The organism is Pseudomonas petroselini (assembly GCF_045037875.1).
GTDB lineage: Bacteria > Pseudomonadota > Gammaproteobacteria > Pseudomonadales > Pseudomonadaceae > Aquipseudomonas > Aquipseudomonas petroselini.
In genome coordinates this window covers 5450622-5474208 of record NZ_CP173614.1, presented here as the reverse complement: position 1 = coordinate 5474208, position 23587 = coordinate 5450622, and the positions used below count along the sequence as shown (strand labels likewise).

Annotated in this window: 28 protein-coding genes and 4 tRNA genes; 17 read left to right on the top strand and 15 right to left on the bottom strand. The window is 59.7% G+C overall.

Annotated elements, in window-relative coordinates; genetic code table 11:
* The first annotated feature begins 1 nt into the window (after position 1).
* The 3 genes from ACI512_RS25160 to ACI512_RS25150 all read left to right on the top strand — a co-directional run bounded on the left by ACI512_RS25160 (position 2) and on the right by ACI512_RS25150 (position 391).
* Positions 2-77, top strand: a tRNA-Val gene (locus ACI512_RS25160).
* Between the two features lie 55 nt (positions 78-132).
* Positions 133-209 (top strand) — tRNA-Asp (locus ACI512_RS25155).
* Positions 210-314: 105 nt separating this feature from the next.
* A tRNA-Asp gene (locus ACI512_RS25150) sits at positions 315-391 on the top strand.
* Between the two features lie 173 nt (positions 392-564).
* Here ACI512_RS25150 and ACI512_RS25145 read toward each other — a convergent pair.
* Positions 565-1848 (bottom strand): FAD-binding oxidoreductase, encoded by a 1284-nt coding sequence (locus ACI512_RS25145; RefSeq protein ID WP_064055137.1) that lies wholly within the window; start codon positions 1846-1848, stop codon positions 565-567.
* A 184-nt stretch (positions 1849-2032) separates the two neighbouring features.
* On the opposite strand from ACI512_RS25145, the gene ACI512_RS25140 reads away from it, so the two are divergent.
* Positions 2033-2109 (top strand) — tRNA-Val (locus tag ACI512_RS25140).
* A 113-nt stretch (positions 2110-2222) separates the two neighbouring features.
* On the top strand, positions 2223-2417 hold the full coding sequence (locus ACI512_RS25135) for a hypothetical protein (RefSeq protein ID WP_236380081.1): 195 nt from the start codon (positions 2223-2225) through the stop codon (positions 2415-2417).
* A gap of 30 nt (positions 2418-2447) precedes the next feature.
* On the opposite strand, the gene ACI512_RS25130 is transcribed toward ACI512_RS25135, so the two are convergent.
* Both ACI512_RS25130 and ACI512_RS25125 read right to left on the bottom strand, forming a co-directional pair.
* On the bottom strand, positions 2448-3878 hold the full coding sequence (locus tag ACI512_RS25130; protein WP_405121404.1) for an MFS transporter: 1431 nt from the start codon (positions 3876-3878) through the stop codon (positions 2448-2450).
* 184 nt (positions 3879-4062) lie between these two features.
* On the bottom strand, positions 4063-4608 hold the full coding sequence (locus tag ACI512_RS25125) for a DUF4410 domain-containing protein (RefSeq protein WP_122810211.1): 546 nt from the start codon (positions 4606-4608) through the stop codon (positions 4063-4065).
* A gap of 340 nt (positions 4609-4948) precedes the next feature.
* On the opposite strand from ACI512_RS25125, the gene ACI512_RS25120 reads away from it, so the two are divergent.
* Genes ACI512_RS25120 through pcp form a run of 3 tightly spaced genes read left to right on the top strand, consistent with a single transcriptional unit; the run spans position 4949 to position 7261 of the window.
* The gene (locus tag ACI512_RS25120) at positions 4949-5665 is read left to right on the top strand and encodes a DUF969 domain-containing protein (protein ID WP_015884960.1); all 717 of its coding nucleotides are present in this window, start codon (positions 4949-4951) and stop codon (positions 5663-5665) included.
* Entirely contained in the window at positions 5662-6612 is a 951-nt protein-coding gene (locus ACI512_RS25115; protein WP_015884959.1) for a DUF979 domain-containing protein, read from the top strand. The genes ACI512_RS25120 and ACI512_RS25115 overlap by 4 nt, the downstream gene beginning before the upstream one ends.
* A gap of 7 nt (positions 6613-6619) precedes the next feature.
* The gene (gene pcp, locus ACI512_RS25110; RefSeq protein WP_231809065.1) at positions 6620-7261 is read left to right on the top strand and encodes a pyroglutamyl-peptidase I; all 642 of its coding nucleotides are present in this window, start codon (positions 6620-6622) and stop codon (positions 7259-7261) included.
* A gap of 15 nt (positions 7262-7276) precedes the next feature.
* Here the strand turns inward: pcp and ACI512_RS25105 are convergent, their stop codons facing one another.
* From ACI512_RS25105 to ACI512_RS25085, 5 genes are all read right to left on the bottom strand, one after another.
* The gene (locus ACI512_RS25105; RefSeq protein WP_064055135.1) at positions 7277-7501 is read right to left on the bottom strand and encodes a hypothetical protein; all 225 of its coding nucleotides are present in this window, start codon (positions 7499-7501) and stop codon (positions 7277-7279) included.
* Between the two features lie 123 nt (positions 7502-7624).
* A complete protein-coding gene (locus ACI512_RS25100; RefSeq protein WP_015884956.1) occupies positions 7625-9031 on the bottom strand; it encodes a heavy metal sensor histidine kinase in 1407 nt (468 codons plus the stop codon).
* A complete protein-coding gene (locus tag ACI512_RS25095; protein WP_015884955.1) occupies positions 9028-9699 on the bottom strand; it encodes a heavy metal response regulator transcription factor in 672 nt (223 codons plus the stop codon). Before ACI512_RS25095 ends, ACI512_RS25100 begins: the two co-directional genes overlap by 4 nt.
* Before the next feature lie 42 nt (positions 9700-9741).
* Positions 9742-9987, bottom strand: a complete 246-nt coding sequence (locus ACI512_RS25090) for a DUF2790 domain-containing protein (RefSeq protein ID WP_231809066.1) — start codon at positions 9985-9987, stop codon at positions 9742-9744.
* Between the two features lie 114 nt (positions 9988-10101).
* A complete protein-coding gene (locus ACI512_RS25085; RefSeq protein WP_236380083.1) occupies positions 10102-10884 on the bottom strand; it encodes an alpha/beta fold hydrolase in 783 nt (260 codons plus the stop codon).
* Between the two features lie 206 nt (positions 10885-11090).
* Here ACI512_RS25085 and ACI512_RS25080 point away from each other — a divergent pair, with 206 nt between their 5' ends.
* Positions 11091-11768 carry an HAD family hydrolase gene (locus tag ACI512_RS25080; RefSeq protein ID WP_236380085.1) on the top strand — a complete coding sequence of 226 codons (678 nt, stop codon included), beginning with the start codon at positions 11091-11093 and terminating at the stop codon, positions 11766-11768.
* A gap of 19 nt (positions 11769-11787) precedes the next feature.
* On the opposite strand, the gene ACI512_RS25075 is transcribed toward ACI512_RS25080, so the two are convergent.
* The 3 genes from ACI512_RS25075 to csrA form a co-directional block, all read right to left on the bottom strand.
* Positions 11788-12081, bottom strand: a complete 294-nt coding sequence (locus tag ACI512_RS25075; RefSeq protein WP_015884951.1) for a hypothetical protein — start codon at positions 12079-12081, stop codon at positions 11788-11790.
* Between the two features lie 94 nt (positions 12082-12175).
* On the bottom strand, positions 12176-12427 hold the full coding sequence (locus tag ACI512_RS25070) for a hypothetical protein (RefSeq protein ID WP_236380087.1): 252 nt from the start codon (positions 12425-12427) through the stop codon (positions 12176-12178).
* Positions 12428-12638: 211 nt separating this feature from the next.
* The gene (gene csrA / locus ACI512_RS25065) at positions 12639-12833 is read right to left on the bottom strand and encodes a carbon storage regulator CsrA (protein WP_003192511.1); all 195 of its coding nucleotides are present in this window, start codon (positions 12831-12833) and stop codon (positions 12639-12641) included.
* Positions 12834-13095: 262 nt separating this feature from the next.
* Here csrA and ACI512_RS25060 point away from each other — a divergent pair, with 262 nt between their 5' ends.
* Positions 13096-13461, top strand: a complete 366-nt coding sequence (locus ACI512_RS25060; RefSeq protein ID WP_043205649.1) for a hypothetical protein — start codon at positions 13096-13098, stop codon at positions 13459-13461.
* 31 nt (positions 13462-13492) lie between these two features.
* Here the strand turns inward: ACI512_RS25060 and ACI512_RS25055 are convergent, their stop codons facing one another.
* The 3 genes from ACI512_RS25055 to ACI512_RS25045 form a co-directional block, all read right to left on the bottom strand.
* On the bottom strand, positions 13493-14182 hold the full coding sequence (locus ACI512_RS25055) for an endonuclease (RefSeq protein WP_236380089.1): 690 nt from the start codon (positions 14180-14182) through the stop codon (positions 13493-13495).
* 4 nt (positions 14183-14186) lie between these two features.
* Positions 14187-14438 carry a DUF1654 domain-containing protein gene (locus tag ACI512_RS25050; protein WP_080943279.1) on the bottom strand — a complete coding sequence of 84 codons (252 nt, stop codon included), beginning with the start codon at positions 14436-14438 and terminating at the stop codon, positions 14187-14189.
* A 191-nt stretch (positions 14439-14629) separates the two neighbouring features.
* Positions 14630-15718 carry an asparaginase gene (locus tag ACI512_RS25045; protein WP_015884946.1) on the bottom strand — a complete coding sequence of 363 codons (1089 nt, stop codon included), beginning with the start codon at positions 15716-15718 and terminating at the stop codon, positions 14630-14632.
* A gap of 561 nt (positions 15719-16279) precedes the next feature.
* Here ACI512_RS25045 and ACI512_RS25040 point away from each other — a divergent pair.
* Genes ACI512_RS25040 through ACI512_RS25010 form a run of 7 tightly spaced genes read left to right on the top strand, consistent with a single transcriptional unit; the run spans position 16280 to position 23246 of the window.
* Positions 16280-17239: a sugar ABC transporter substrate-binding protein gene (locus tag ACI512_RS25040; protein ID WP_236380091.1), complete on the top strand. Its 960-nt coding sequence runs from the start codon at positions 16280-16282 to the stop codon at positions 17237-17239.
* Positions 17240-17296: 57 nt separating this feature from the next.
* Positions 17297-18850: a sugar ABC transporter ATP-binding protein gene (locus ACI512_RS25035; RefSeq protein WP_231809071.1), complete on the top strand. Its 1554-nt coding sequence runs from the start codon at positions 17297-17299 to the stop codon at positions 18848-18850.
* Positions 18847-19824 (top strand): ABC transporter permease, encoded by a 978-nt coding sequence (locus ACI512_RS25030; protein WP_015884943.1) that lies wholly within the window; start codon positions 18847-18849, stop codon positions 19822-19824. The genes ACI512_RS25035 and ACI512_RS25030 overlap by 4 nt, the downstream gene beginning before the upstream one ends.
* Positions 19825-19827: 3 nt before the next feature.
* Entirely contained in the window at positions 19828-20850 is a 1023-nt protein-coding gene (locus ACI512_RS25025; protein WP_064053336.1) for a LacI family DNA-binding transcriptional regulator, read from the top strand.
* 23 nt (positions 20851-20873) lie between these two features.
* Positions 20874-21791, top strand: a complete 918-nt coding sequence (gene rbsK / locus ACI512_RS25020; protein ID WP_064053337.1) for a ribokinase — start codon at positions 20874-20876, stop codon at positions 21789-21791.
* Positions 21788-22192: a D-ribose pyranase gene (rbsD, locus tag ACI512_RS25015; protein ID WP_046035336.1), complete on the top strand. Its 405-nt coding sequence runs from the start codon at positions 21788-21790 to the stop codon at positions 22190-22192. The genes rbsK and rbsD overlap by 4 nt, the downstream gene beginning before the upstream one ends.
* Before the next feature lie 25 nt (positions 22193-22217).
* On the top strand, positions 22218-23246 hold the full coding sequence (locus tag ACI512_RS25010) for a nucleoside hydrolase (RefSeq protein ID WP_405121403.1): 1029 nt from the start codon (positions 22218-22220) through the stop codon (positions 23244-23246).
* Positions 23247-23279: 33 nt separating this feature from the next.
* Here ACI512_RS25010 and ACI512_RS25005 read toward each other — a convergent pair whose 3' ends face one another.
* The gene (locus ACI512_RS25005) at positions 23280-23492 is read right to left on the bottom strand and encodes a hypothetical protein (protein WP_015884938.1); all 213 of its coding nucleotides are present in this window, start codon (positions 23490-23492) and stop codon (positions 23280-23282) included.
* Between the last annotated feature and the right edge of the window lie 95 nt (positions 23493-23587).

Below are 23587 nucleotides of genomic sequence, written 5' to 3'. Positions count from 1 at the left end.
AGGGTGATTAGCTCAGCTGGGAGAGCATCTGCCTTACAAGCAGAGGGTCGGCGGTTCGATCCCGTCATCACCCACCACTTCTTGAGAGTTTTGCCCCAGGGCAAGACGCAACGTTAAAGGTTGCACCGACGCGCAGCGGTAGTTCAGTCGGTTAGAATACCGGCCTGTCACGCCGGGGGTCGCGGGTTCGAGTCCCGTCCGCTGCGCCATATTTTCCAGGTTCGATTCATCGGGCTTGAGATTGAACAGCCAAGGCTGATCGGTCAGATGTTTAAAGACGGTTGAGGCTTTGAGCTCAACTGGTCAAGCGATACGCAGCGGTAGTTCAGTCGGTTAGAATACCGGCCTGTCACGCCGGGGGTCGCGGGTTCGAGTCCCGTCCGCTGCGCCATATCTGCCTCAAGGCCCACTGAACGCCTTGAAGCACAAAGAAAGCCGTTGGCTACTTTGATCCGATAGCAAAGACCCTGGTCGAAAGACCGGGGTTTTTTGTGTCTGCGATTTGGCTCGGGGTGCGCCTCCATCAAACGGTGGGAGCAAGTGCGCTCCCACGATTGAGTTGGCTCAAAACCCCAGTTTATCTCGCAGCCCGTAATACCAGGCACCCAGCGCCGCGAACGGGGTGCGCAGCAGTTGCCCGCCCGGGAACGGATAGTGCGGCAGGTCGGCAAACGCATCAAAGCGCTCTGCCTGGCCTCTGAGTGCCTCCGCCAGTACCTTGCCCGCCAGGTGCGTATACGTTACGCCATGACCACTGCAGCCCTGTGAATAGTAGATGTTGTCGCCCAGGCGACCCACCTGCGGCAAGCGCGACAGGGTCAGCAGGAAGTTGCCGGTCCAGGCGTAGTCAATCTTTACGTCCTTGAGCTGCGGAAACGCCTTGAGCATCTTCGGCCGGATGATCGCCTCGATGTTCGCCGGGTCGCGCGCGCCATACACCACGCCACCGCCGAAGATCAGGCGCTTATCGTTGGTGAGGCGGTAGTAGTCGAGCAGGTAGTTGCAGTCTTCGACGCAGTAGTCCTGCGGCAGCAGCGTTTTTGCCAGTTCGTCGCCCAGGGGGGCGGTGGTGATCACTTGTGTGCCGCACGGCATCGACTTGGCCGCCAGCTCTGGCACGAGATTGCCCAGGTAGGCATTGCCTGCGACGATGATGAACTTGGCCCTGACCTTGCCTTCGGCGGTGTGCACCACCGGGTTGGCGCCGCGCTCGATTCGCACCGCTGCCGATTGCTCGTAGATCGTACCGCCCAGAGACTCCACGGCTGCCGCTTCGCCGAGTGCCAGGTTGAGGGGATGGATGTGCCCGCCACTCATGTCCAGCAAACCGCCCACATAGTTGTCACACGCCACTACTTCGCGGATACGGCGCTCGTCCAGCAACTCCAGTTGCGTGTGGCCGTAGCGCTCCCACAGGCGCTTCTGTGACTCCAGGTGGCCCATGTGCTTGCTGTTGAGCGCGGCGAACACACCGCCGTCCTTCAGGTCGCATTGGATCTGATACTTGGCCACCCGCTCGCGGATGATCCTGCCGCCCTCAAACGCCATCTCCCCCAGCAGTTGTGCCTGTTTGGGCCCGACGCTGCGTTCGATCACATCGATATCACGGCTGTAGCTGTTGACGATCTGCCCGCCGTTGCGCCCCGAGGCGCCAAAACCCACCTTGGCGGCTTCCAGCACCGTTACGCGAAAACCGTTCTCCAGCAGGAACAACGCACTGGAAAGACCGGTGTAACCGGCGCCAATCACGCACACATCTGTTTCGACTTCGCCTTGCAGCACGGGGCGAGGTGGAACGGCATTCGCGGAAGCGGCGTAATACGACTGGGGGTAGGGGGTGTTCGCCATCCTGCAACCTCTGTTTTATATTTTTTACGAGTGCGCCGATCCTACCTGAGTTGAAAATTGCCTGCCAGCCACCCGAAATCCGCAGGTGTGCTCCACGCAAATAAAAAATTCGCATATTCATAGGGTTAGCTGCAAAAAAGATGTTGACACCCCTCCGAAATTCCGTAGAATGCCGCCTCACAGCAGGCACGTAGCTCAGTTGGTTAGAGCACCACCTTGACATGGTGGGGGTCGTTGGTTCGAGTCCAATCGCGCCTACCAAACAAAATCCGCTCTGCTGGGCGGTCTAGAAGGGCTCACCGAAAGGTGGGCCCTTTTTTGTTGCTTGTGATTTGAAAAACGTTTGCAAGCGCCAATCAAAAAGGAAGATGGTCATGGCGAGTAAAAAACTTGAATCGTTCCGGGCGTGGTTTACGCCGAATCGCCGTCGAGGAGCAGGCGGTGCTTTATTGATTATGTGGATCATCGGACTGGTTGCGTATCCAAGCAACCGCTGGCTCTACGTGATGATTCCAGCGGTGATTTTTTTCTTCAGCGCCTGGCCGCCTGAGGTTCAGGATAAACGTTGAAGCACAGCGCCACCCACCGAGTTGGCTCACTCAACGTCGCGTCAACACGCTTTCCCCCGCCTGCGCCGGTAACCGATACACGTCCACCAGCGCCAACATCCCCAACACGGCGACCCCGACAAACGCTACCCGAAAATCCGTGACCTGGGCTTGAACGTCATGCCCCTGCACGCTCATGGATGCGCGCAACAACAAGGCCGCCACCGTTACGCCCATGCCCATGGCCAGTTGGAACGACATGCTGAACAACGCCGACGCTTCGCTCATCCGCGCTTTCGGCACGTCGGCGAAGCCAATCGAGTTGTAGCAGGTGAACTGCATCGAGCGTGACAGGCCGCCGACGAACAACACCGCTGCAATCACTGCCAATGGCGTCTGCGCCGTGAACAAGGCGCAGGCAGCAATTGACACCACCCCGATCACCCCATTGAGCATCAGCACCTTGCGAAACCCGAAGCGCTGCATGAGGGTCGTGGTAAAGGGTTTCATCGCCAGGTTACCGGCGAATACCGCCAGCACCAATAGACCCGCGTCCACTGGCGATAAGCCGAAGGCGACCTGGAACAGCAACGGCAGCAGGAAGGGCAGGGCACTGATGGCCAGGCGGAACAGTGAGCCGCCGTAGATGCTGACGCGGAAGGTATTGATGGAGAGGGTTTCCAGCGGCAACAACGAATCGGGGTAATGTTGGCAATGGTGCACTGCCCACACCGACAGCAGCAGGCCTGCCGCCACCAGCCCGGCACCAAGGATGAGCATTTCGCCAGCTTGGCTGCCCAGCCATTCCAGCCCGCCGAGCAGCGCCACGCAGGCGCCTGCCAGCAGCACAAAGCCCTTGGCGTCGAACTTGCGTACGCTGGCCTCGCGGCCTTCAGGCACCAACCACAGCGCGGCGATCAATGCCAATGCGCCTAACGGCAGGTTCACGTAGAAGATCCACGGCCACGAGGCATGGGTGACGATCAACCCACCTGCCAATGGACCCAGAATCGGTGCGACCAGCCCTGGCCAGGTGATGATCGCGATCATTTTTACCAAGTCTTTTTTGTCGGTATTGCGCAGCACCGCCAAACGCCCCACAGGCACCATCAGCGCGCCACCGATGCCTTGCAGGACGCGGGCAAACACGAACATCTCAAGGTTCTGGCTCAGGCCGCAAAGCAGTGACGCGAGGGTGAAGACGATGATCGCACCGGCAAATACCCGGCGCGCCCCAAATCGGTCGGCGATCCAGCTGGACAGCGGTATGAAGATCGCCACGGCGAGTAGGTAGGCGGTGATGCCGATGTTCATGTCGACCGGCGTCACGCCGAAGGCCGATGCCATGGTCGGCAGGGCGGTAGCTATCACCGTGGCATCGAGGTTTTCCATGAAGAAGGTCACGGCGACCACCAAGGCAATCAGGCGGGTTTGTACGCTGAGGCCGGTGTCGGCGCGGGTATCTGAAGGGGGTGTAGTCACCGATGCAGGCCCTTGTTCAGTGAAGGTCGCTTGGGCCTGACAATACCGGGTGGCCGTCTCAGCCGCTATCTCCGAGGAAAATCTGCAGCAACACCGGTTCAACGACCACCACCCCTTCAAGCCGCCTGTACGCCAAACCGATGTGCTTCCCGATACATTCGAGACATGCGCGCTCGGTGACGGTTTACTTGGCCTTGGCGTTCTTGATGTCGCTGATCATCTGTTTGGCAATGGCCTGTACTTGCTTCTGTGTCATGGCCGAGGCAATCCCTTCCCAGGCGGACGATGACGTGTCGTAGGTACGCGAGCCAATGGGCGCGCCGGTCTTCAGGTCTGAGTAGTCGGCGCGGGAGAACACCCAGGCGTTGCCGACCAGCGCTCCTGCGACGTACCGCGAGCCCGGTTCGATGTAACGGAACTTGCTCACATTGATGCTGATGCCGACACCGTCTTCGCCACTCGGCGTCACCGAGGCACTTGGCGTGACGTTGAAACCTGCCTGGCGGGCTTCCACCTGGAGTGCGTTGTTCCAGTCACGGGTCAGCAGGTTCCAGTCCGGGTTTTGCTCGACCTGGCTGTCGCCTTTGATGCTGACCACCAGGTTTTGCTTGGCGGCTTCCGGGATGGCCAGTGCGACGCTGCCGCCGCTTTTGACCTTGGCGGCACATCCGCCCAGCATGGACAACGCCACAGCGCAGGAGAGAGCGATCAGGACCTTTTGGGTTTTCATAGAATTTCCATATCCACAACAGTAATGGGGAGGCGTGTGCTGATTTGAGGCGCACGCCTCATAAAACAGGCGGCGCTAAGATGCGCGAATCCCTGCTGGTCTGTCCACATCTCGTTACATGCGCGCGCTTCAATCACCCACAAAATTTATTGGTTCGCAGCAACAACTTTTCTTGTTGGACACCTCCCGCTCTCAGGCAGCAAAGTTGCCGCCACTGACGCTCACCCTTTCGGGTCAACAATAAAAAACCGAGCCGACTGCACGCCACTTCCTGCTGTGAACCCTTTGTTCACATCCTGCTGTAATGGCGCCGCAGCGCGCACTTAAGGACCTCACCGCCATGCAAACTGTTGTGAACTTATGGCCGTTGATCGGCGTACTTGTGATCGTGGTTGGCTTCGTTTTGCGCTTCAACCCGCTGTTGGTGGTCACCGCCGCCGCTATCGCCACCGGGCTTGCCGCCCATTTCCCGCTGGAAAAAATCCTCGCCACCATGGGCGATGGCTTCCTTCAGACCCGTGCCCTGCAATTGATTCTGTTATTGCCCCTGGCGGTCATCGGCCTGTTGGAGCGCCATGGGTTGCGCCTGCATGCGCAGAACTGGATTGCACGGTTCGAGCGCGCCACCGTGGGGCGCTTGTTGATTATCTATCTGTTTGTGCGTGAATCCACGGCGGCCATGGGCTTGACCAGCCTGGGCGGGCACCCGCAGATGGTGCGCCCGCTGCTGGCACCGATGGCTGAGGGCGCGGCGGAAAAGCGCTACGGCAAACTGCCGGATAAACTGCGTCATAAGGTGTTGGCCATGTGCGCCGCGACGGACAACGTCGGCCTGTTTTTTGGTGAAGATATTTTTGTCGCCTTTGGTGCGATCGCGTTGATGCACACCTTCCTGCTCGGTTCGGGAATTGATGTGGAGCCGCTGCATATTGCGGTGTGGGGTATTCCTACGGCGATCTGCGCTTTCATCATCCATGCCATTCGCCTGCATCGGTTCGACCGACGGTTGACCCGTGAGATGACGCCGGCCGCCACGGCTGTGGAGGCCGCGCAATGATCATTTCCATTCAATACCTGTACTGGCTGGCCGGGGTTCTGCTGCTGATCACGGCGGGTATGATCCTGTTGGACAGGACCCACCCTAAACGCTGGTCCACTGCTTTGTTCTGGCTGTTGTTCGCCATTCCATTCCTGGTGGGGGAGCGCCTGCCGTCGGTGGTAATTGGCGCTGGCGTAGTGGTGATGGCGTTGATCGCAGGTTTAGGCGGTGTCGGCCGTGGCACGCATGTCGAGCTGCATGACAAGGCGTCCCGTGCCAGTGCCGGTCGGCTGGGTCACAAGCTGTTTATCCCGGCGCTGGCCATTCCGCTGACCACGGTGATCGGCTCGGTAGTGCTCAAGCACACCGAGATCGGTGGCGTACCGCTGTTGGACCCGAAAAACACCACCTTCGTCTCCCTCGGTATCGGCTGCCTGATCGCCCTTGGCCTGGCCTGCTGGCTGACCCGCGATACGCCGGTGCAAGCCTTGCGCGAATCCCGGCGCCTGACAGAAGCCCTGGGCTGGGCCATGGTGCTTCCGCAAATGTTAGCGATGCTTGGCTTGCTGTTTAACGAGGCCGGCGTTGGTACGGCTGTCGCGCATGTGACCACGACCTATATCAACCTGGATTTCAAGTTAGTGGCGGTGATGGTCTACGTGCTGGGCATGGCGTTGTTTACAGTGATCATGGGTAATGGTTTCGCGGCTTTCCCGGTGATGACCGGCGGTGTCGGCGTGCCGGTGCTGGTGGGTATCTACGGCGGCAATCCAGCAGTGATGGCAGCCATCGGCATGTTCTCCGGCTACTGCGGTACCCTGATGACCCCTATGGCTGCCAACTTCAATATCGTTCCGGCGGCGTTGCTCGAACTGCCCGACAAGAACGCGGTGATCAAGGCCCAACTGCCGACCGCGCTGATGATGCTGGTGGTCAATATTGTGCTGCTTTATCTGTTGATGTGAGGCCGAGATGCGAATTGTACTGCTGACGGGTTTCGAGCCCTTTGATCAAGACCCGGTGAATCCGTCCTGGGAGGCGGTGCGCCAATTGGAGGGGGTGCAACTGGCTGATGATGTGCAAATTATTGCGCGTCGACTGCCCTGCGCATTTGCCACGGCGGGCGCGCGCCTGGCCCAGTTGATCGACGAATTGCATCCGGAGATGGTGATCGCTACCGGCCTGGGGCCGGGGCGGAGCGATATTTCCATCGAACGGGTGGCGATCAATGTCAACGATGCACGCATTCCCGATAACCTGGGCGAGCAACCGATTGATACGGCGGTGGCGCCTGACGGCCCGGCGGCCTATTTCACGACCCTGCCGATCAAGGCGATGGTCAGGGCCGTGCGCGGGGCGGGGATTGCCGCCTCGGTATCGCAGACGGCCGGCACGTTTGTGTGTAATCAGGTGTTTTATTTATTGCAGCATGCTTTGGCCGCGACGGCCGTACGCAGTGGGTTTATCCATGTACCGTATCTGCCGGAGCAGGTGATGGGTTCGCAGCGGCCCTCGATGGCGCTGGAGACAATGGTCGCCGGATTGCACGCCGCCGTACTGACAGCGTGGCAAACACCGGTGGATGCGAAAGAAGCGGGCGGGCAGGTCAGTTGACCGGCCCGACGCGTCTCAACCGGCAAACAGTCGGGTGAGCCCGAAGGTGATGGCGCAAGCCAGGCCTGTCATTGCGAATGCGGTTGCCACGTACCACTTGATAAGGTTCAGTTCAGTGGTTGCCAGGTCTGCCTTGGAAGCGAAGTGCTTATCCATGGAGTCTGCCCGGCCCGAAACGGTGATCAGCTTCTCTTTCATCTCAGCCAGCCCCTTTTCCAGTACACCCAATCGTATTTCCATTCCTGAATCTCCATGTTCGCTGTTGCAGGCTCAGCCTTGAGCCAGAATGTGCTTGAGACGCGAGCGTAGTGTGGCGTGAGTCCAACGTTAAGAGGCAAACCTTTGCAAAATAACACCAGCCTTCTACGGCGAGTCCTCCCGCCGTGGAAAGAACAGCTCAAAGCACGTGACCCCCGCTTCACTGCTCACACTGTACCGTCCGTTATGCAGCTGCATGATGGTCGCCACAATCGACAAGCCCAATCCGTTGGACTGAGCCGAGCGTTCCCGTGACTCATCTACTCGGTAAAACCGTTCGAACAGTCGCGGCAGGTGCTCGGCTGCAATGGTTTCGCCTCGATTGCTGACCCTCAGGTGAATGCCTTCGGCATTGGGCACCGCCTGGATCACCAGTTCAGTACACGGCGCACCATATTTAATGGCGTTGGCGCACAGGTTTGCCAGGGCCCTGCGCAGCAGCATCGGCTCCGCCCAGATCACCCCTTCACCTTCGGCGTGAATGCTGATCTGCACATCACCCGCCAAACCTTCAAAGTAGTCGGCGATGCGTTCTACCTCATCCGCTGCACTCAGCTCCTGACGCTGGCGCAGCGCGCTGGCCGGGTCGGTCCTGGCCAGGAACAGCATGTTGTCGAGCATCCGCGCCAGGCGTTCAAGTTCTTCGACATTAGATGCCAGCAGTTGCTGATAGCTCTCGATGCTACGGCTCTGTTGCAGCGCGACCTGGGTTTCTCCCAGCAGATTGTTGATGGGCGTGCGCAGTTCGTGGGCCATGTCGGTGGACACCTGGCCCAGTTGAACAAACCCCTTGGCCAGGCGCTCGAGCATGGTGTTGAACGAGTCGATCATCGGCAGCAGTTCTTTCGGTGCGCCGTGGCTGTCGAGGCGTTCGGCGAGATTACCGACGCCAATGCCTTGGGCGTGTCGGGCCAGACGACGCAATGGCAAAAGCCCGCGATGAACCAGCAGGTAACCCACCACGGCCAGGATGATTGCGGCCATGCTCGCCAGGATATAAACGCTCAAGCGATAGCTGGCGAGCACGGCGGTGCGCTCGGTCATCAGGCGCCCCGTAGTGACTTGCAGGCTGCCCAGGTCGCCGGAGTCGATGGAGGCCGCGACGGTGGCGAAGGGCACGCCATTGATGCTGGGAAAATGGTGCACGTCGGCGAACGTCAGTGCGTGGTTCTTGGGGACCGGAGGCACGGATGGCAGTTCGATATTGCCAGGGTTGACCGTCAGCAGCGGCTTTTGCCCCGGTGCGACAATCCTCAGTACCGACTCGCGGTTGCCCAGCATGTTCTGGAACAGTTCCGGCTTGGTTTTGATCAGGTCCAGGGTATTGCTGTCATTGAGCAGGTTGCGCAATTGATCGATGCGGTTGATCAAGGCCGCGTCGTCACGCATGATCAACTCCCGCTCCAGCTCGCGGTACAGCGCCACGCCCAAGGTCGCCAGCAGCGCGAAGGCGAGCAGGGCGAAGATTAACGCCAAGCGCAGGGTCAGGGAGTAGTGACGGCGCTTATTCATGGTTGGGTATCGAAACGGTAGCCGATGCCACGCACGCTGTGGATCAGCTTGAGCTGGAAAGGGTCGTCGATTTTCAAGCGCAGGCGCCGCACGGCCACGTCTACCACGTTGGTGTCGCTGTCGAAATTCATGTCCCACACCCGCGATGCGATCAGTGAGCGGGAGAGCACCTGGTCCTGGTGGGTCGCGAACAGGTGCAGCAAGGCGAACTCTTTGTTGGTCAAGGTGATGCGCGTGCCGGCGCGGGTGACGCGACGCTTCAGCACGTCGATTTGCAGGTCGGCGATCTGCAACTGCTCCTCTTCGCGGCTTGGCCCGCGGCGGGTCAGGGTGCGTAAGCGTGCTACCAGTTCAGCGAAGGAAAAGGGCTTGATCAAGTAGTCATCGGCGCCCAGTTCCAGGCCCTTGATACGGTCCGCGATGTCGTCGCGGGCCGTCAGAAAAAGTACCGGCGTGTCGGCTTCCTTGCGCAGACGGCGCAGCACTTCCCAGCCGTCCATTTTCGGCATCATCACATCCAGCACGATGACGTCGAACGGCGTTTCCAGGGCTTGGTGCAAGCCGTCCACACCGTCGCGGGCGAGGCTGACGGAGTAGCCGAGTTCCTGCAGGCCGTTGAGCAGGTAATTGCCGGCCTTGGGTTCGTCTTCGACGACGAGAATGTTCATGGGAAGTGCCCTGTCTCAGTGCGTGGCGCAAGTGTAGCGCGATCAATTGTCACTGGCGCAACCGATGCCTTGGAGCTGGTAATCCAGCACGTGCTCGCGGCCCTGGCTGTCCAGATAGTCGAGTCGCGCCGGGACGATGCCGCATTGGCCGTAGGTGTCGGTGCTCGACAGCACTTTGGTCACGTCCAGGTGTACGAAGAAGCCGGTTTTGTCGTGGATCACCGGTTCAGAAGCCAGTACGGAGCCGGTAGCGAGTAACGCGGCAAAGCCGAGGATAAACAGTTTCATGGTGGTCTCTCTTTTAAAGGGGTGGCCGCCGGTTCGTGGCGGTGAATTCACAGTAACCAGGCGCCCCGAACAGCCAACCAACAGGAGGATGACAAGTTTGTAATGCAGTGTTTTTTAATGCAGGGCTTCGGGCGGGCGGCCAGAGGCTTCGAGAATCAGGTCGGTGATTTCCTTGGCGTGGGACACCAGCGACAAGTGGCTCGACGGCAACTCGATGGTCGTGGCGTTCATGCGCTTGGCGAGGAAGCGCTCAAGGTCCGGGTTGATCGTCTTGTCATTCGCCGACACCGCATACCAGGACGGCTTGGTGTGCCAGGCGGCATTGACGGTACGGCCGCTGAACAGGGTCTTGGTGATGGGTTGCTGCACGGCGTACAACGCCAGGGCCTTGGCCTGCGGTACATCGGCGGCGAAGTACTTGAGGAAGGCGTCCTGGCTCAAGGTGAGGTAGCCGTCGTGATCTTCAACGCCAGCCCGCACCGGCATGCTCGGGTACTGGGCGGAGAGCGCGACGAAATCTTCATTGGCGTCCGGTGCGCGGGCGGCCACGTACACCAGGGCGCTGACTTTCGGGTCGACTCCGGCATCGCTTACTACCGTACCGGCGTAGGAATGGCCGACCAGCACGGTAGGGCCGTCCTGTTGGTCCAGCACACGTTTGGTGGCGGCGACATCGTCGGCCACCGAGGTCAGCGGGTTCTGCACGGCGGTGACGTGCAGGCCGGCGGCCTGGAGGCGGGTGATCACCTCGGACCAACTCGAGCCGTCAGCCCAGGAACCGTGCACCAGCACTACGTTATTGGCGTTGACCGACGCGACAGTGCCGGCCAGTGCCGTGCCCGTGCCCAGCATCAGCAGGCTGGCGGCGATCAGGCAGAGTTTGCTTGCAGGTTTCATGGGGTACCCCTTTTCATCAGTAGGAAGTGGCGTCATCCGGTGAGGGCGACTGACGACTCCACTGTATGAAGTGAGGGTGCCGACAAGACTTACAGCTTGATTACAAACCTGTAATGCAATCGATGTCGGTAGCGTTTACAAGCACCGACGTGATCCGTAGATTGCACCGGGCTCATCATTTGTCACCGCCTATGAGGAACCGCACAGTGTCGATCCGAGGTCCCGCCGTATTCAACCGCCGTTACCGTGCCTTTCTGTTTGATATGGATGGGACTTTGCTCAACTCCATCGCCGCCGCCGAGCGGGTGTGGAGCATCTGGGCTGAACGCCATGGCCTGGAGGTGGCAGCGTTTTTGAAGACCATTCACGGTGCCCGCGCGATTGACACCATCACGCGTCAGGCACTGCCTGGCGTCGACCCCGAGGTTGAGGCGCAATGGATTACCGAGGCTGAACTCAATGATGTCGAGGGGGTTGTAGCGATTCCCGGCGCCGTCGCGTTTCTGAGCAGCTTGCCGGGTGACCAATGGGCGCTGGTCACCTCTGCACCCCGGGAATTGGCGTTGCGTCGACTGCAAGCGGCGGGCATTGCGCCGCCGGCGGTGCTGGTCACGGCCGAAGATGTGGCCATCGGCAAGCCGAACCCCGACTGTTACGTGCTGGGTGCGCAACGTTTGGGTGTCCCGGTGCGGGAGTGCCTGGTATTTGAAGATGCGACGGTGGGCATTCGTGCGGGAGAGGCGGCCGGGGCGGATGTGATGGTCGTGACGTCGACGCATCACACGCCGATGGTTACCGAACATCCTTCGATTGCCAGTTACGCGCAGCTAAACGTACAGCGCGACGCGCAAGGCTTGTTGTACGTGCAGAACGCGGTGGGCTGATATGAAAAGGCCGAGCCCGTTACCGGTCTCGGCCTTGTTCCAGGCTGGCTGGGTCGGGGGGTTGCATTCGATTATTCCTAATGCCCTGGCGTGACAGCACCATCTCCCTGAGGATTTCATTCGCCAGCCGCGCAATCGCTTCGGCACCACGATAATGCGCGCGCACGATTCCGGTAATTGCGAAATGGTCGGTTTCCGGGCCGCTGAGCACGGCTGAAAGAGTCCCGTCGGCGTGCAACGTGCAGGTCACTTGATAGCTGGGCAGGCGGGCCGCCAGTGCTGATTCGATTTGGGATTTACTCAGGGTGTCCATCTGCTTGCGCGCCTTTTACGGAGGGGGCACGCCCAAGCATAGGTGCTGTTGCGGCGCTGTAAATACCGGCGATCTAATTACGGAGAACGACGCTTCAGCGTGTCGTTTGTCCATTATTCCGTCGACACAATCTACGCTGCACGGTCTTCTGGATGGGCTTGAGACAAAACAGGAACAGGTACCCGCAGAGCATCAGCGTCAGGTCCAGCCAGGAGTGGGGTTCGGCAGAACCCGTGTCTTCTATTGCACACCTTAAGGCATAAGCCAGTCCGAGGAAGGCCAGCCCTATCAATAAGGCGATCATCCAAGACCTGTAGGCAAATGGTGGTGCGTTCGTAGGCCTCATCGACGTGCTCCTGAATGCACACGAATGGCGGGGGTGTCAGTCAGGAGATTCGGCTGTAAATGAAACAACAAGTTCCAGGCGTGAAGACAGTTTCATCTTTCCATGAAGATGAACACATCGGCGAGGTCAATCACGCAACAACACAAGATCAGTCCGAAGGCGTTTTCGCCAGCCGTTACAGTGAACGAAAGGGCTGGCTACTGAGGGGGCTTCAAGGCGTCTGGTTTTTGTCCGGAGCGGTCAGGCCAGCCTGGATGCGCTGGTAGATCTCCTCGCGATGCACGGCAACATCCTTGGGTGCGTTGATGCCGATTCGTACTTGCTGGCCGCTGACGCCCAGGATGGTGATCGTGATGTCATCACCGATGTTTATGCTTTCACCAACTTTGCGGGTGAGTATAAGCATGGACTTCTCCTTGATTACTTTTAAGGACACATGTTTCAGACAGGGCAGGTGTCGGATGTGTGTAGCTTACTGCTAAGCGCTTCCCTGTGACTGCCTCTTTTAGGACGCATAGAGGCGACATTAATTCCCATGGCGGCATCATACAGGTCTGCGATACATCATTCGCATTGTTTAAGCCAACGTTTATGACGGCCAGAATAGACAGTGAATGATAAAGTCGCCTCTTTATCTTTTAAGGAGCAGGGCAGTGCGTAAAGTAGCGATGGCAATTGCGGTGTTGGCATTGGCCGGTTGCGGTGAAGGCAAAAGCGTCGAGGCGCCCAAGGCCAAGCCTGCCGTGACCGAAAGCCAGCCCCAGACCGGTGCGATTGCCGCCCAGGAATGGGACGTGTGGGTAGGCCCGCCGGACCACAAGTTACAGGCGATCACCGACCTGACGGCCTGGTTGCTGGAGCACGGTTTCAATTTCTACATCGTGAAAGTGGACGGCAAGGACGAAGTCCTCCTGGGGCCGTTCGCAACCAAGGCTGAGGCTGAGGCCAAGCAGACGCTGCTCAACGAGAAGATGGCGCGCGCCAAGAAAACTGACACGATCTCAGAGGTCGTTGAGCATAAAACCGCGCAGTAACGGCCTGGCGGGGCGCAAGTCCCGCCCACGTTCAACCGCAGGCTTTCAGGTTCACCGGGCCGACAAACTCATTGCCACGCCTCATCACACACGCCACGGTCTGGTTGCGCTGGCGCTCCCAGGCCTGCACCGGGTAGGTCTTGTTCCAGGCTTCGTACAACTGGCGATCCTGTTTTGACAGGCGCAAGCCGTATTGCTTGCTCATGTAGAAGTAGGTGCGGGCGATCATTCCACGGATGGAGGGACGCGGCATAACCTTCTTGGCCTTGAAGTCCACTTGGGTCAGGCATGAACCGTACTGCCCGCTTTGCACCGGCAGCCAGCCAAAACTGAAGTTGTTACGGTCACCGTTGACTTCGCCGATGCTTGGCACCAGGTTGTGCAGGTCGGCTTCGGCACGCTTGAACACGTCATCGTGGCGCGTGCAGTTTTTGCGCCCACCGTCCTGCCAGCACTGGCGCTGATGCCCGATCTGCCAGGCTGGAACAATATGCTCCCATTCGATGCGCGCGGCGCGGCTGGCGTTTTTGCGTGGGACGTAGCCACAGGCTTTCAAGTCCACGCGGTTGCCGGTGTATTTACAGCCGCAATAGAACTCGGTGGACTGTGGGGCGTAAAGCTTCCAGGCGACTTTCTTGGCTTCGCTGAACGTTCGGGGGGCCTGGGCGTGGGCGGTGACGGCGAAAAACAGGCAGCACACCGCGATAAAACGGACACTCATTGAATCAATCTTCCTTCGGTACAACCCAGAAAATTTGCACACCACCGTCGTCCCGATAGGCGAGGGTGACGTTGTCGTTCTCCGCGATTTCCTCCAGCAAACGCGCCCACTCATCCTCTGGCTCATCCGGCAAGCGGAAGATCAACGCCGCCTTGGCTTTCTGGGCGTTGGTCGAATTGATGATCTTTTGCACGCGGATTGCCAGGCGTTGGTAGGCATCGGGCGGGGTTGGCACTGCGGAAGAGGACTTTGCCACGGAGTGTTCCTTAGTTTGCTGTACGCACATACAGTATTTAACTGTAGGCGATTTCGCAACTGCTTAAACTTCAAGGAGTTCGTCTGACAGCAGATCAGGCAATTTTATGTAGGGCGAAAGTGTATGTATCGAGGGTTTTTTGCGAGGAGGCAGGGGCGGGTAAACCGCCCCTGCCAAGGTGTCACCGGGAATCAATATTCCCAGAACATCCGTTGCAACTCTTTGCTGTCTTGGGTCTTGGTCAGGGCGACCATTGCCAGGATGCGGGCTTTCTGTGGGTTCAGGTCGAGGGCAGCCACCCAATCGTATTTGTCGTCAGGCTGCTCGGCGTTGCGCAATACCATGCCGCCGGCATTGACGTGGGAGGAGCGAATGATTTGTACACCTTGCTTACGCAGTTCCACCAGGGCGGGTACGACTTTGGAAGAAACGGAGCCGTTGCCGGTGCCGGCGTGGATGATGGCTTTGGCGCCCGCTTGAGCCAGGGCCTTATAGGCCGTGTCGCTCACGTTGCCGTAGCCATAGGCGATCTCAACATCAGGCAGGCTCTTGATGTTCTTGATGTCGAACTCCGAATCCATGGTGTGACGCTTGGCCGGCAGGCGGAACCAGTAGGATTTGCCCTCAACCACCATGCCCAGCGGACCCCATGGGCTCTTGAACGCTTCGGTCTTGATATTGATCATCTTGCTGACGTCGCGACCCGACTGGATCTCGTCATTCATGGTGACCAGCACGCCCTTGCCGCGCGCATCTTTGCTACCGGCCACAGCCACGGCGTTGTACAGGTTGAGCATGCCGTCCGCCGACATGGCAGTGCCTGGGCGCATGGAGCCGACCACCACGATTGGCTTGTCGGTCTTCTCCACCAGGTTCAGGAAGTAGGCGGTTTCTTCCAGGGTGTCGGTACCGTGGGTGATCACGATGCCGTCCACATCCTTGCTGTCGGCCAGTTCGGCGACGCGGCGACCCAGTTGCAGCAGGTTTTCATTGTTGATGCTTTCGGATGCAATTTGCATCACTTGCTCGCCACGCACGTTGGCGATCTGGCTAAGCTCAGGAACACCGGCAATCAATTGCTCGATGCCGACTTTGGCCGCTTGGTAGGTGGCACTGTTGGCCGCGCTGGCGCCGGCGCCGGCAATGGTGCCGCCGGTGGCGAGGATCACCACGTTGGACAGTTTGGTCTTGGTTTCAGCTTCCTTTGCCTGGGCGGCAACGGGGAACAGCAGCAGCAGGGCTAACGCGCCCGGAACAAAAGTCTTCAGTGCAGATTTCATTATTTTTCTCTCTGGTTTTTGATGAGTGCTGTAGCAGGTTCATCTAGAACACCCGGGCGGTTCTGAATGCCACGAGGTGATGGGGTAGAGCAGGATCTGTACCAGGCTGATTGTGTTCGCGGATATAAAACAACTTATTGATTTAAAACAGATTATATTGATGTTTTGTGGCGACAGCGCCAGTAGGCGTCCGGCTTTCCGAACATCGGACTGCCTCGCGTTCGGTTGTCCGAAAAAGTGGACGGTGCGCACTCGGCTAAGGCGTGAGTGCCACGTACAGCCTGTCGTTTTAGAGAACGACCGGGCGCGCGCGATGTTTAGCGGCTGCCTTTGCAGGGCGAGAGGGCGGGGCTCGATGGCTTGGATGAAAGGCTGTTTTCAACCGTTGACAAATCTCGACAAGGTTCTCATAGTTTGAATAACGCAAACGTTTGCGAGATGTTTCACGGAACACTCCTGGAGTATCGTGACAGCTCGTATCAGCCGCCCAGGTGGGACGGCTGCCGAAGCGCTCTTCGGTGCAAGCGTTGCTCACAATAATCATAAGATCGGAGTGAACCCATGAAGCTGCCATTTGCTGGACGTCTTCTCGCTGTCGCTGTGCTTGCTGCCGCATCCGCCGCTTTACCTCTTTCCTCTGCATTTGCTGATGACGCCGCCGCCAAACCCAAGGTCGGCCTGGTGATGAAGTCCCTCGCCAACGAATTTTTCGTGACCATGCAAGATGGCGCCAAGGCCTATCAGAAAGATCACGCCGCCGATTTCGACATGATCACCAACGGGATCAAGAACGAAACCGACACCAGCGCGCAGATCGACATCGTCAACCAGATGATCCTCTCCAAGGTCAACGCTATCGTCATCGCACCCGCCGACTCCAAGGCGTTGGTGACCGTGCTGAAGAAGGCTTCGGATGCCGGTATCAAGGTCGTCAACATCGACAACCGCCTGGACCCGGACGTGCTCAAAAGCAAAAACCTCAATATTCCGTTCGTAGGCCCGGACAACCGCAAAGGCTCCAGGCTGGTGGGCGACTACCTGGCCAAGCAACTGGCCTCGGGTGACAAGGTCGGCATCATTGAAGGTGTACCGACCACCACCAACGCCCAGCAACGTACCGCAGGCTTCAAGGATGCGATGGATGCTGCCGGCATGAAGATTGTCTCCACCCAATCCGGCAACTGGGAAATCGACCAGGGCCAGAAAGTGGCGTCCGCCATGCTGAGCGAGTACCCGGACCTCAAGGCCCTGTTGGCCGGTAACGACAACATGGCCCTGGGCGCTGTCTCCGCAGTACGTGCGGCAGGCAAGGCCGGCAAGGTGTTAGTCGTGGGTTACGACAATATCGATGCCATCAAGCCGATGCTGCAGGACGGCCGTGTACTGGCAACCGCTGACCAGGCTGCTGCCCAGCAAGCCGTGTTCGGTATCCAGAACGCGCTCAAGTTGGTCAAGGGTGAGAAAGTCGACTCCAAGGATGGCGTGATCGAAACCCCGGTCGAACTCGTCCTCAAGAAGTAATCCTGGCAGCACCCAACAGCGTCCGCTCGTCCTGAGCGGGCGCCTGGAGATTTTCCTATGTCATCTTCCGCCCCGAACGCTGTCCTCTCGGTCAGCGGTATCGGCAAGACCTATGCCCAACCGGTTCTGTCTGACATCACCCTGACGCTCAACCGCGGGGAAGTGCTGGCGCTGACCGGTGAGAACGGCGCAGGCAAAAGTACCTTGTCGAAGATCATCGGCGGCCTGGTCACCCCGACCACCGGGCACATGCAGTTCAATGGCCAAGCCTACACGCCGGGCAGCCGTACCCAGGCCGAAGAGCTGGGCGTGCGCATGGTCATGCAGGAGCTCAACCTGCTGCCGACGCTGACCGTCGCCGAAAACCTGTTCCTGGATAACCTGCCCAGCCATTGTGGCTGGATCAGCCGCAAACAATTGCGCAAGGCTGCGATCGAGGCCATGGCCCAGGTTGGCCTGGACGCCATCGACCCCGATACCTTGGTTGGCAGCCTGGGGATTGGCCATCAGCAGATGGTCGAGATCGCCCGCAACCTGATCGGCGATTGCCACGTACTCATCCTCGATGAGCCCACGGCCATGCTCACGGCGCGTGAAGTCGAGATGCTGTTTGAACAAATCACCCGCCTGCAGGCCCGGGGCGTGGCGATTATTTATATTTCGCACCGGCTGGAAGAGCTGGCCCGTGTCGCCCAACGCATTGCGGTATTGCGCGACGGCAAGCTGGTCTGCGTCGAGCCGATGGCCAACTACAACAGCGAGCAACTGGTCACCTTGATGGTCGGTCGTGAGCTGGGCGAGCACATTGACCTGGGCCCGCGCACCATCGGTGGGCCAGCCCTGACGGTGAAAGGCCTGACGCGCTCGGACAAGGTCCGTGACGTGTCCTTTGAAGTGCGCGCGGGCGAGATCTACGGTATCTCCGGCCTGATCGGCGCCGGGCGCACTGAATTGCTGCGTCTGATCTTCGGCGCCGACCTGGCCGATAGCGGTACTGTGGCGCTCGGCTCGCCCGCCCAGGTGGTGAGCATTCGCTCGCCCGTGGACGCGGTGGGTCATGGCATTGCCCTGATCACCGAGGACCGCAAGGGTGAGGGCCTGTTGCTGACTCAGTCTATCAGCGCCAACATTGCCCTGGGCAACATGCCGGAAATCTCCGGCGGCGGCGTGGTCAACAGCCGCGACGAAACGGCGTTGGCCAAGCGTCAGATCGATGCCATGCGCATCCGCAGTTCCAGTCCGGCGCAATTGGTGTCGGAACTGTCCGGCGGCAACCAGCAAAAGGTGGTGATTGGCCGCTGGCTGGAGCGCGACTGCTCGGTGATGCTGTTCGACGAACCCACCCGCGGCATCGACGTCGGTGCCAAATTCGATATTTATGCCTTGCTGGGCGAATTGACCCGTCAAGGCAAAGCACTGGTGGTGGTGTCCAGCGATCTGCGTGAGCTCATGCTGATCTGCGACCGCATCGGTGTGTTGTCCGCCGGGCGCTTGATCGAGACGTTCGAGCGCGACAGCTGGACCCAGGACGAATTGCTCGCCGCCGCCTTCGCCGGCTATCAGAAACGTGATGCGCTGCTCAACGACGCAGTGCTTAGGGATACCCCATGAAAACCACAACTTCCCCCGGTAAAACGGGCGGCAACTTCTACGGCCTGGGCACTTACCTGGGCCTGGCCGGCGCCTTGCTGGCGATGATTGCGCTGTTCTCGGTGCTCAGCGATCACTTCCTGTCCTATGACACCTTCAGCACCCTGGCCAACCAGATTCCGGACCTGATGGTGTTGGCGGTGGGCATGACCTTCATCCTGATCATCGGCGGTATTGACCTGTCGGTGGGCTCGGTGCTGGCACTGGCGGCATCAGCGGTCAGCGTGGCGATTCTCAGCTGGGGGTGGAGCGTGCTACCGGCTGCGGTGCTGGGCATGGGCTGTGCCGCATTGGCCGGAACCATCACCGGCTCGATCACCGTGGCCTGGCGCATCCCGTCGTTTATCGTATCCCTCGGCGTGCTGGAAATGGCCCGTGGCGTGGCGTACCAGATGACCGGCTCGCGCACCGCTTATATCGGTGATTCGTTTGCCTGGCTGTCCAACCCGATTGCCTTTGGTATCTCGCCGTCATTCATCATTGCCTTGCTGGTGATCATCGCCGCGCAGCTTGTACTGACGCGTACGGTGTTTGGTCGTTACCTGATCGGTATCGGCACCAATGAAGAGGCCGTGCGCCTGGCGGGCATCAACCCCAAACCGTACAAGATCCTGGTGTTCAGCCTCATGGGCCTGCTGGCCGGTGTGGCGGCGTTGTTCCAGATTTCGCGCCTGGAAGCGGCGGACCCGAACGCCGGTTCAGGCCTGGAGCTGCAAGTGATCGCGGCCGTGGTGATCGGCGGTACCAGCCTGATGGGCGGGCGCGGTTCGGTGATCAGTACCTTTTTTGGTGTGTTGATTATTTCGGTATTGGCCGCTGGCCTGGCGCAGATCGGTGCCACGGAACCTACGAAACGCATCATCACGGGTGCCGTGATCGTGATTGCCGTGGTCCTCGATACCTACCGCAGCCAACGCGCCAGTCGGCGAGGCTGAACCATGGCAACGATCAAGGATGTGGCAGCGCTTGCAGGTATTTCCTACACGACGGTGTCGCATGTGGTGAACAAGACACGGCCGGTCAGCGAGCCGGTACGCATCAAGGTCGAAGCCGCGATCAAGCAGCTCGACTACGTGCCCAGTGCCGTCGCACGTTCGCTCAAGGCGAAGACCACGGCCACCATCGGCTTGCTGGTGCCCAACAGCCTCAACCCGTATTTTGCGGAGTTGGCGCGTGGTATCGAGGATTACTGCGAGCGTAACGGTTACTGTGTGATCCTCTGCAACTCCGACGATAACGCGGAAAAGCAACGCAGCTATTTGCGCGTGTTGCTGGAGAAGCGCATCGACGGCTTGATCGTGACCTCGGTTGGCGGCGACGACAGTGGCCTGGCCGCAGGCTTGAGCGCGGTGCGCACGCCCATGGTCATTGTCGACCGGGCGCTGGATGGCATAGACGTGGACTTGGTACGTATCGATCACGAGGAGGGCGCCTACCTGGCGACCCGGCACTTGCTCGAACTGGGCCACCGTGACATCGCTTGCATCGGCGGTCCTGCCCATACCCGTGTCGCGCAAATGCGTCTGGCGGGGTATCACCGTGCGCTGCAAGAGGCGGGCGTGGCAGTGGCGGCCAATCGCACCCAGGAAAGCGATTTCACCAGTACGGGCGGTTATGCCGCCGCCGTGCAGTTACTGGCGAACAACCCGCCCAGCGCGATTTTTGCCAGCAACGACATGATAGGTTTCGGCGTATTGCGCGCGGCAGCCGAGCGCAATATCCGGGTGCCGGGTGAGCTGTCGGTGATCGGTTTCGATGACATTCAAATGGGCCGTTACGTCTACCCGGCGTTGACCACGGTCGGGCAGTCGATCGTGCAACTGGGCGAGACGGCGGCCGAGCTGTTACTGCGTAGAATTGCGACACCCCAACTGCCGATCGATCAACGCATCGTGACGCCGAGCATCGTGTTGCGTGAGTCGACGGCGCCCGTCGCCGGTACGTTCGCCCAATACCGCTGAACCGAATTGATGAGTACTGATGTATGCCAGCAAAAGTAGTGGTAGTAGGCAGCTTGAACATGGACCTGGTGACCCGCGCCAGCCGGTTGCCGCGTGCCGGTGAGACCTTGATCGGCCAGACGTTCTCCACCGTGCCAGGCGGCAAGGGCGCGAACCAGGCGGTAGCGTCGGCACGCCTGGGGGCCGATGTGTCGATGATTGGCTGTGTCGGTACCGATGCCTATGGCACGCAATTGCGTGATGCGTTGCAGGTGGAGGGCATCGATTGCCAAGCCGTCAGTACCGTAGACGGCTCCAGTGGCGTGGCCCTCATCGTGGTCGATGACAGCAGCCAGAATGCGATTGTGATCGTGGCGGGCAGTAACGGCGAACTGACGCCAGCCTCGTTGCAGGCGTTCGATGCGGTGCTGCAAGCGGCTGACGTGATCGTCTGCCAACTGGAAGTGCCGATGAATACGGTGGGTTATGCCCTCAAGCGCGGTCGTGAACTGGGCAAGACGGTGATCCTTAACCCGGCTCCGGCCAGCGCTCCGTTGCCCGCTGAATGGTATGCCTCGATCGACTACCTGATCCCGAATGAAAGCGAAGCCACCGCACTGAGCGGTGTGACGGTCGACTCCATTGACAGCGCCAAGGCAGCGGCAAACCACCTGATCCAGGCGGGCGCCGGCAAAGTCATCATCACCCTGGGGGCTCAGGGCGCGCTGTTTACTGACGGCCAGGGCTTTGAGCACCTGCTGGCGCCGAAGGTCAAGGCGGTCGACACCACCGCAGCGGGCGATACCTTCGTCGGTGGCTTTGCTGCGGCACTTGCCAATGGCAAAAGCGAGGCCGAGGCCATTCGTTTTGGCCAGGTCGCTGCGGCACTGTCGGTCACCCGCGCCGGCGCGCAGCCCTCTATTCCAACGCTGCACGACGTACAAGGTTTTGTGCCCTCATGAAAAAGACACCTCTGCTCAATATCGCCCTGTCGCGTGTCATCGCCTCACTCGGACACGGCGACATCCTGGTGATCGGCGACGCTGGCCTGCCAGTGCCGCCGGGCGTCGAGTTGATTGACCTGGCGTTGACCCAGGGCATCCCGGATTTCATCAGCACCTTGCGCATCGTGCTCAGCGAGATGCAAGTGGAAAGCCATGTGCTGGCCGAAGAAATCCTGCTCAAGCAGCCGCCGGCGCTGAACGAGCTCAATACGCTCAGCGACGAGGCGGCCCTGGGTGAGCGGCGCCTGGTCAGCCATGAAGCGTTCAAACAGCTCAGCCGCAAGGCGCGCGCCGTGGTGCGCACCGGCGAATGCCAGCCTTACTGCAATATCGCGCTGGTGTCCGGCGTAACGTTCTAACGTTCTCAACGACAAGGAGTGTTTTATGCAACGTGGTCTCCCAACCCTGAAAAACCTGTTTCGGAGTGTTCTGCTTTTGTCCGCACTCACTGCTGCAAGCGCCCAGGCGGCGGAAAAAATCGACCTGATCATCGACACCGATCCCGGTGCTGATGATGTGGTGGCGTTGCTGTTCGCGATGGCTTCGCCGGATGAACTGAGCATCCGCGCGTTGACCACCGTCGCCGGCAACGTGCGTCTGGACAAGACCTCTCGCAACGCCCGCTTGGCCCGCGAATGGGCAGGGCGCGAGGACATCCCGGTGTACGCCGGTGCGCCAGCGCCGCTGCTGCGCACGCCGATCTACGCCGAGAACATCCATGGCAAGGAAGGTATTTCCGGTGTCACCGTGCATGAGCCTAAAAAGGGCTTGGCTGAAGGCAATGCCGTCGACTACCTGATCAAGACCCTGAGCACCGCCAAGCCTCACAGCATCACCATCGCCATGCTCGGCCCGCAGACCAACCTGGCGCTGGCGCTGACCCAGGCACCGGAAATCACCCAGGGCATCAAGGAAGTGGTGGTGATGGGGGGCGCGCACTTCAACGGCGGCAATATTACGCCGGTGGCGGAGTTCAACCTGTTTGCCGACCCCGTGGCGGCCGAGATCGTGCTCAAGAGCGGCGTCAAGCTGACCTACCTGCCGTTGGACGTGACCCACAAGGTACTGACCAGCGAAGCCCGCCTGAAAAAGATCGCTGCCCTCAAGAACAACGCAAGCAAGGTTGTTGGCGATATTCTCAATGAATACGTCAAGGGCGACATGGAGCACTACGGTATTCCAGGCGGCCCGGTGCATGACGCGACCGTCGTCGCTTACCTGCTCAAGCCTTCACTGTTCACCGGCCGTGAAGTCAACGTGGTAGTGGACAGCCGGGAAGGTCCGACCTTCGGCCAAACCATCGTCGACTGGTACGACGGCCTGAAGCAACCGAAGAACGCGTTTTGGGTGGAGAACGGTGATGCCCAAGGCTTCTTCGATCTGTTGACCGAGCGCCTGGCGCGTCTGAAGTAAGGTGTTGACCGGTCGGCGTTCGCCGGCCGGTTCTTATTCGCGCTCGGGGTTGTGTGCCCCCATGTGGTCGGCCGGGTATTTCTCGAATATCTGGCCGATGAACGCTTGCGCCGCTTGTGTACCCAGCTCCTTGACCAGCAGGTCGATACCAATGATCGCCAGTTCCTCCGGGCTTCCGGGGCTGTAGGAACTCTGTCCTTGGGGCCACTTGGCTTTGATGTCGGCTTGGAGCGTTACGGTGGTCATGACTGTCTCGCGGGGCTGAAAGTACTGGGCAGTGCGCTGGAACGCGGTTCTTGCCGGCCCAGTTAACCATTTTGCATCGTATTTGGCACTGATAC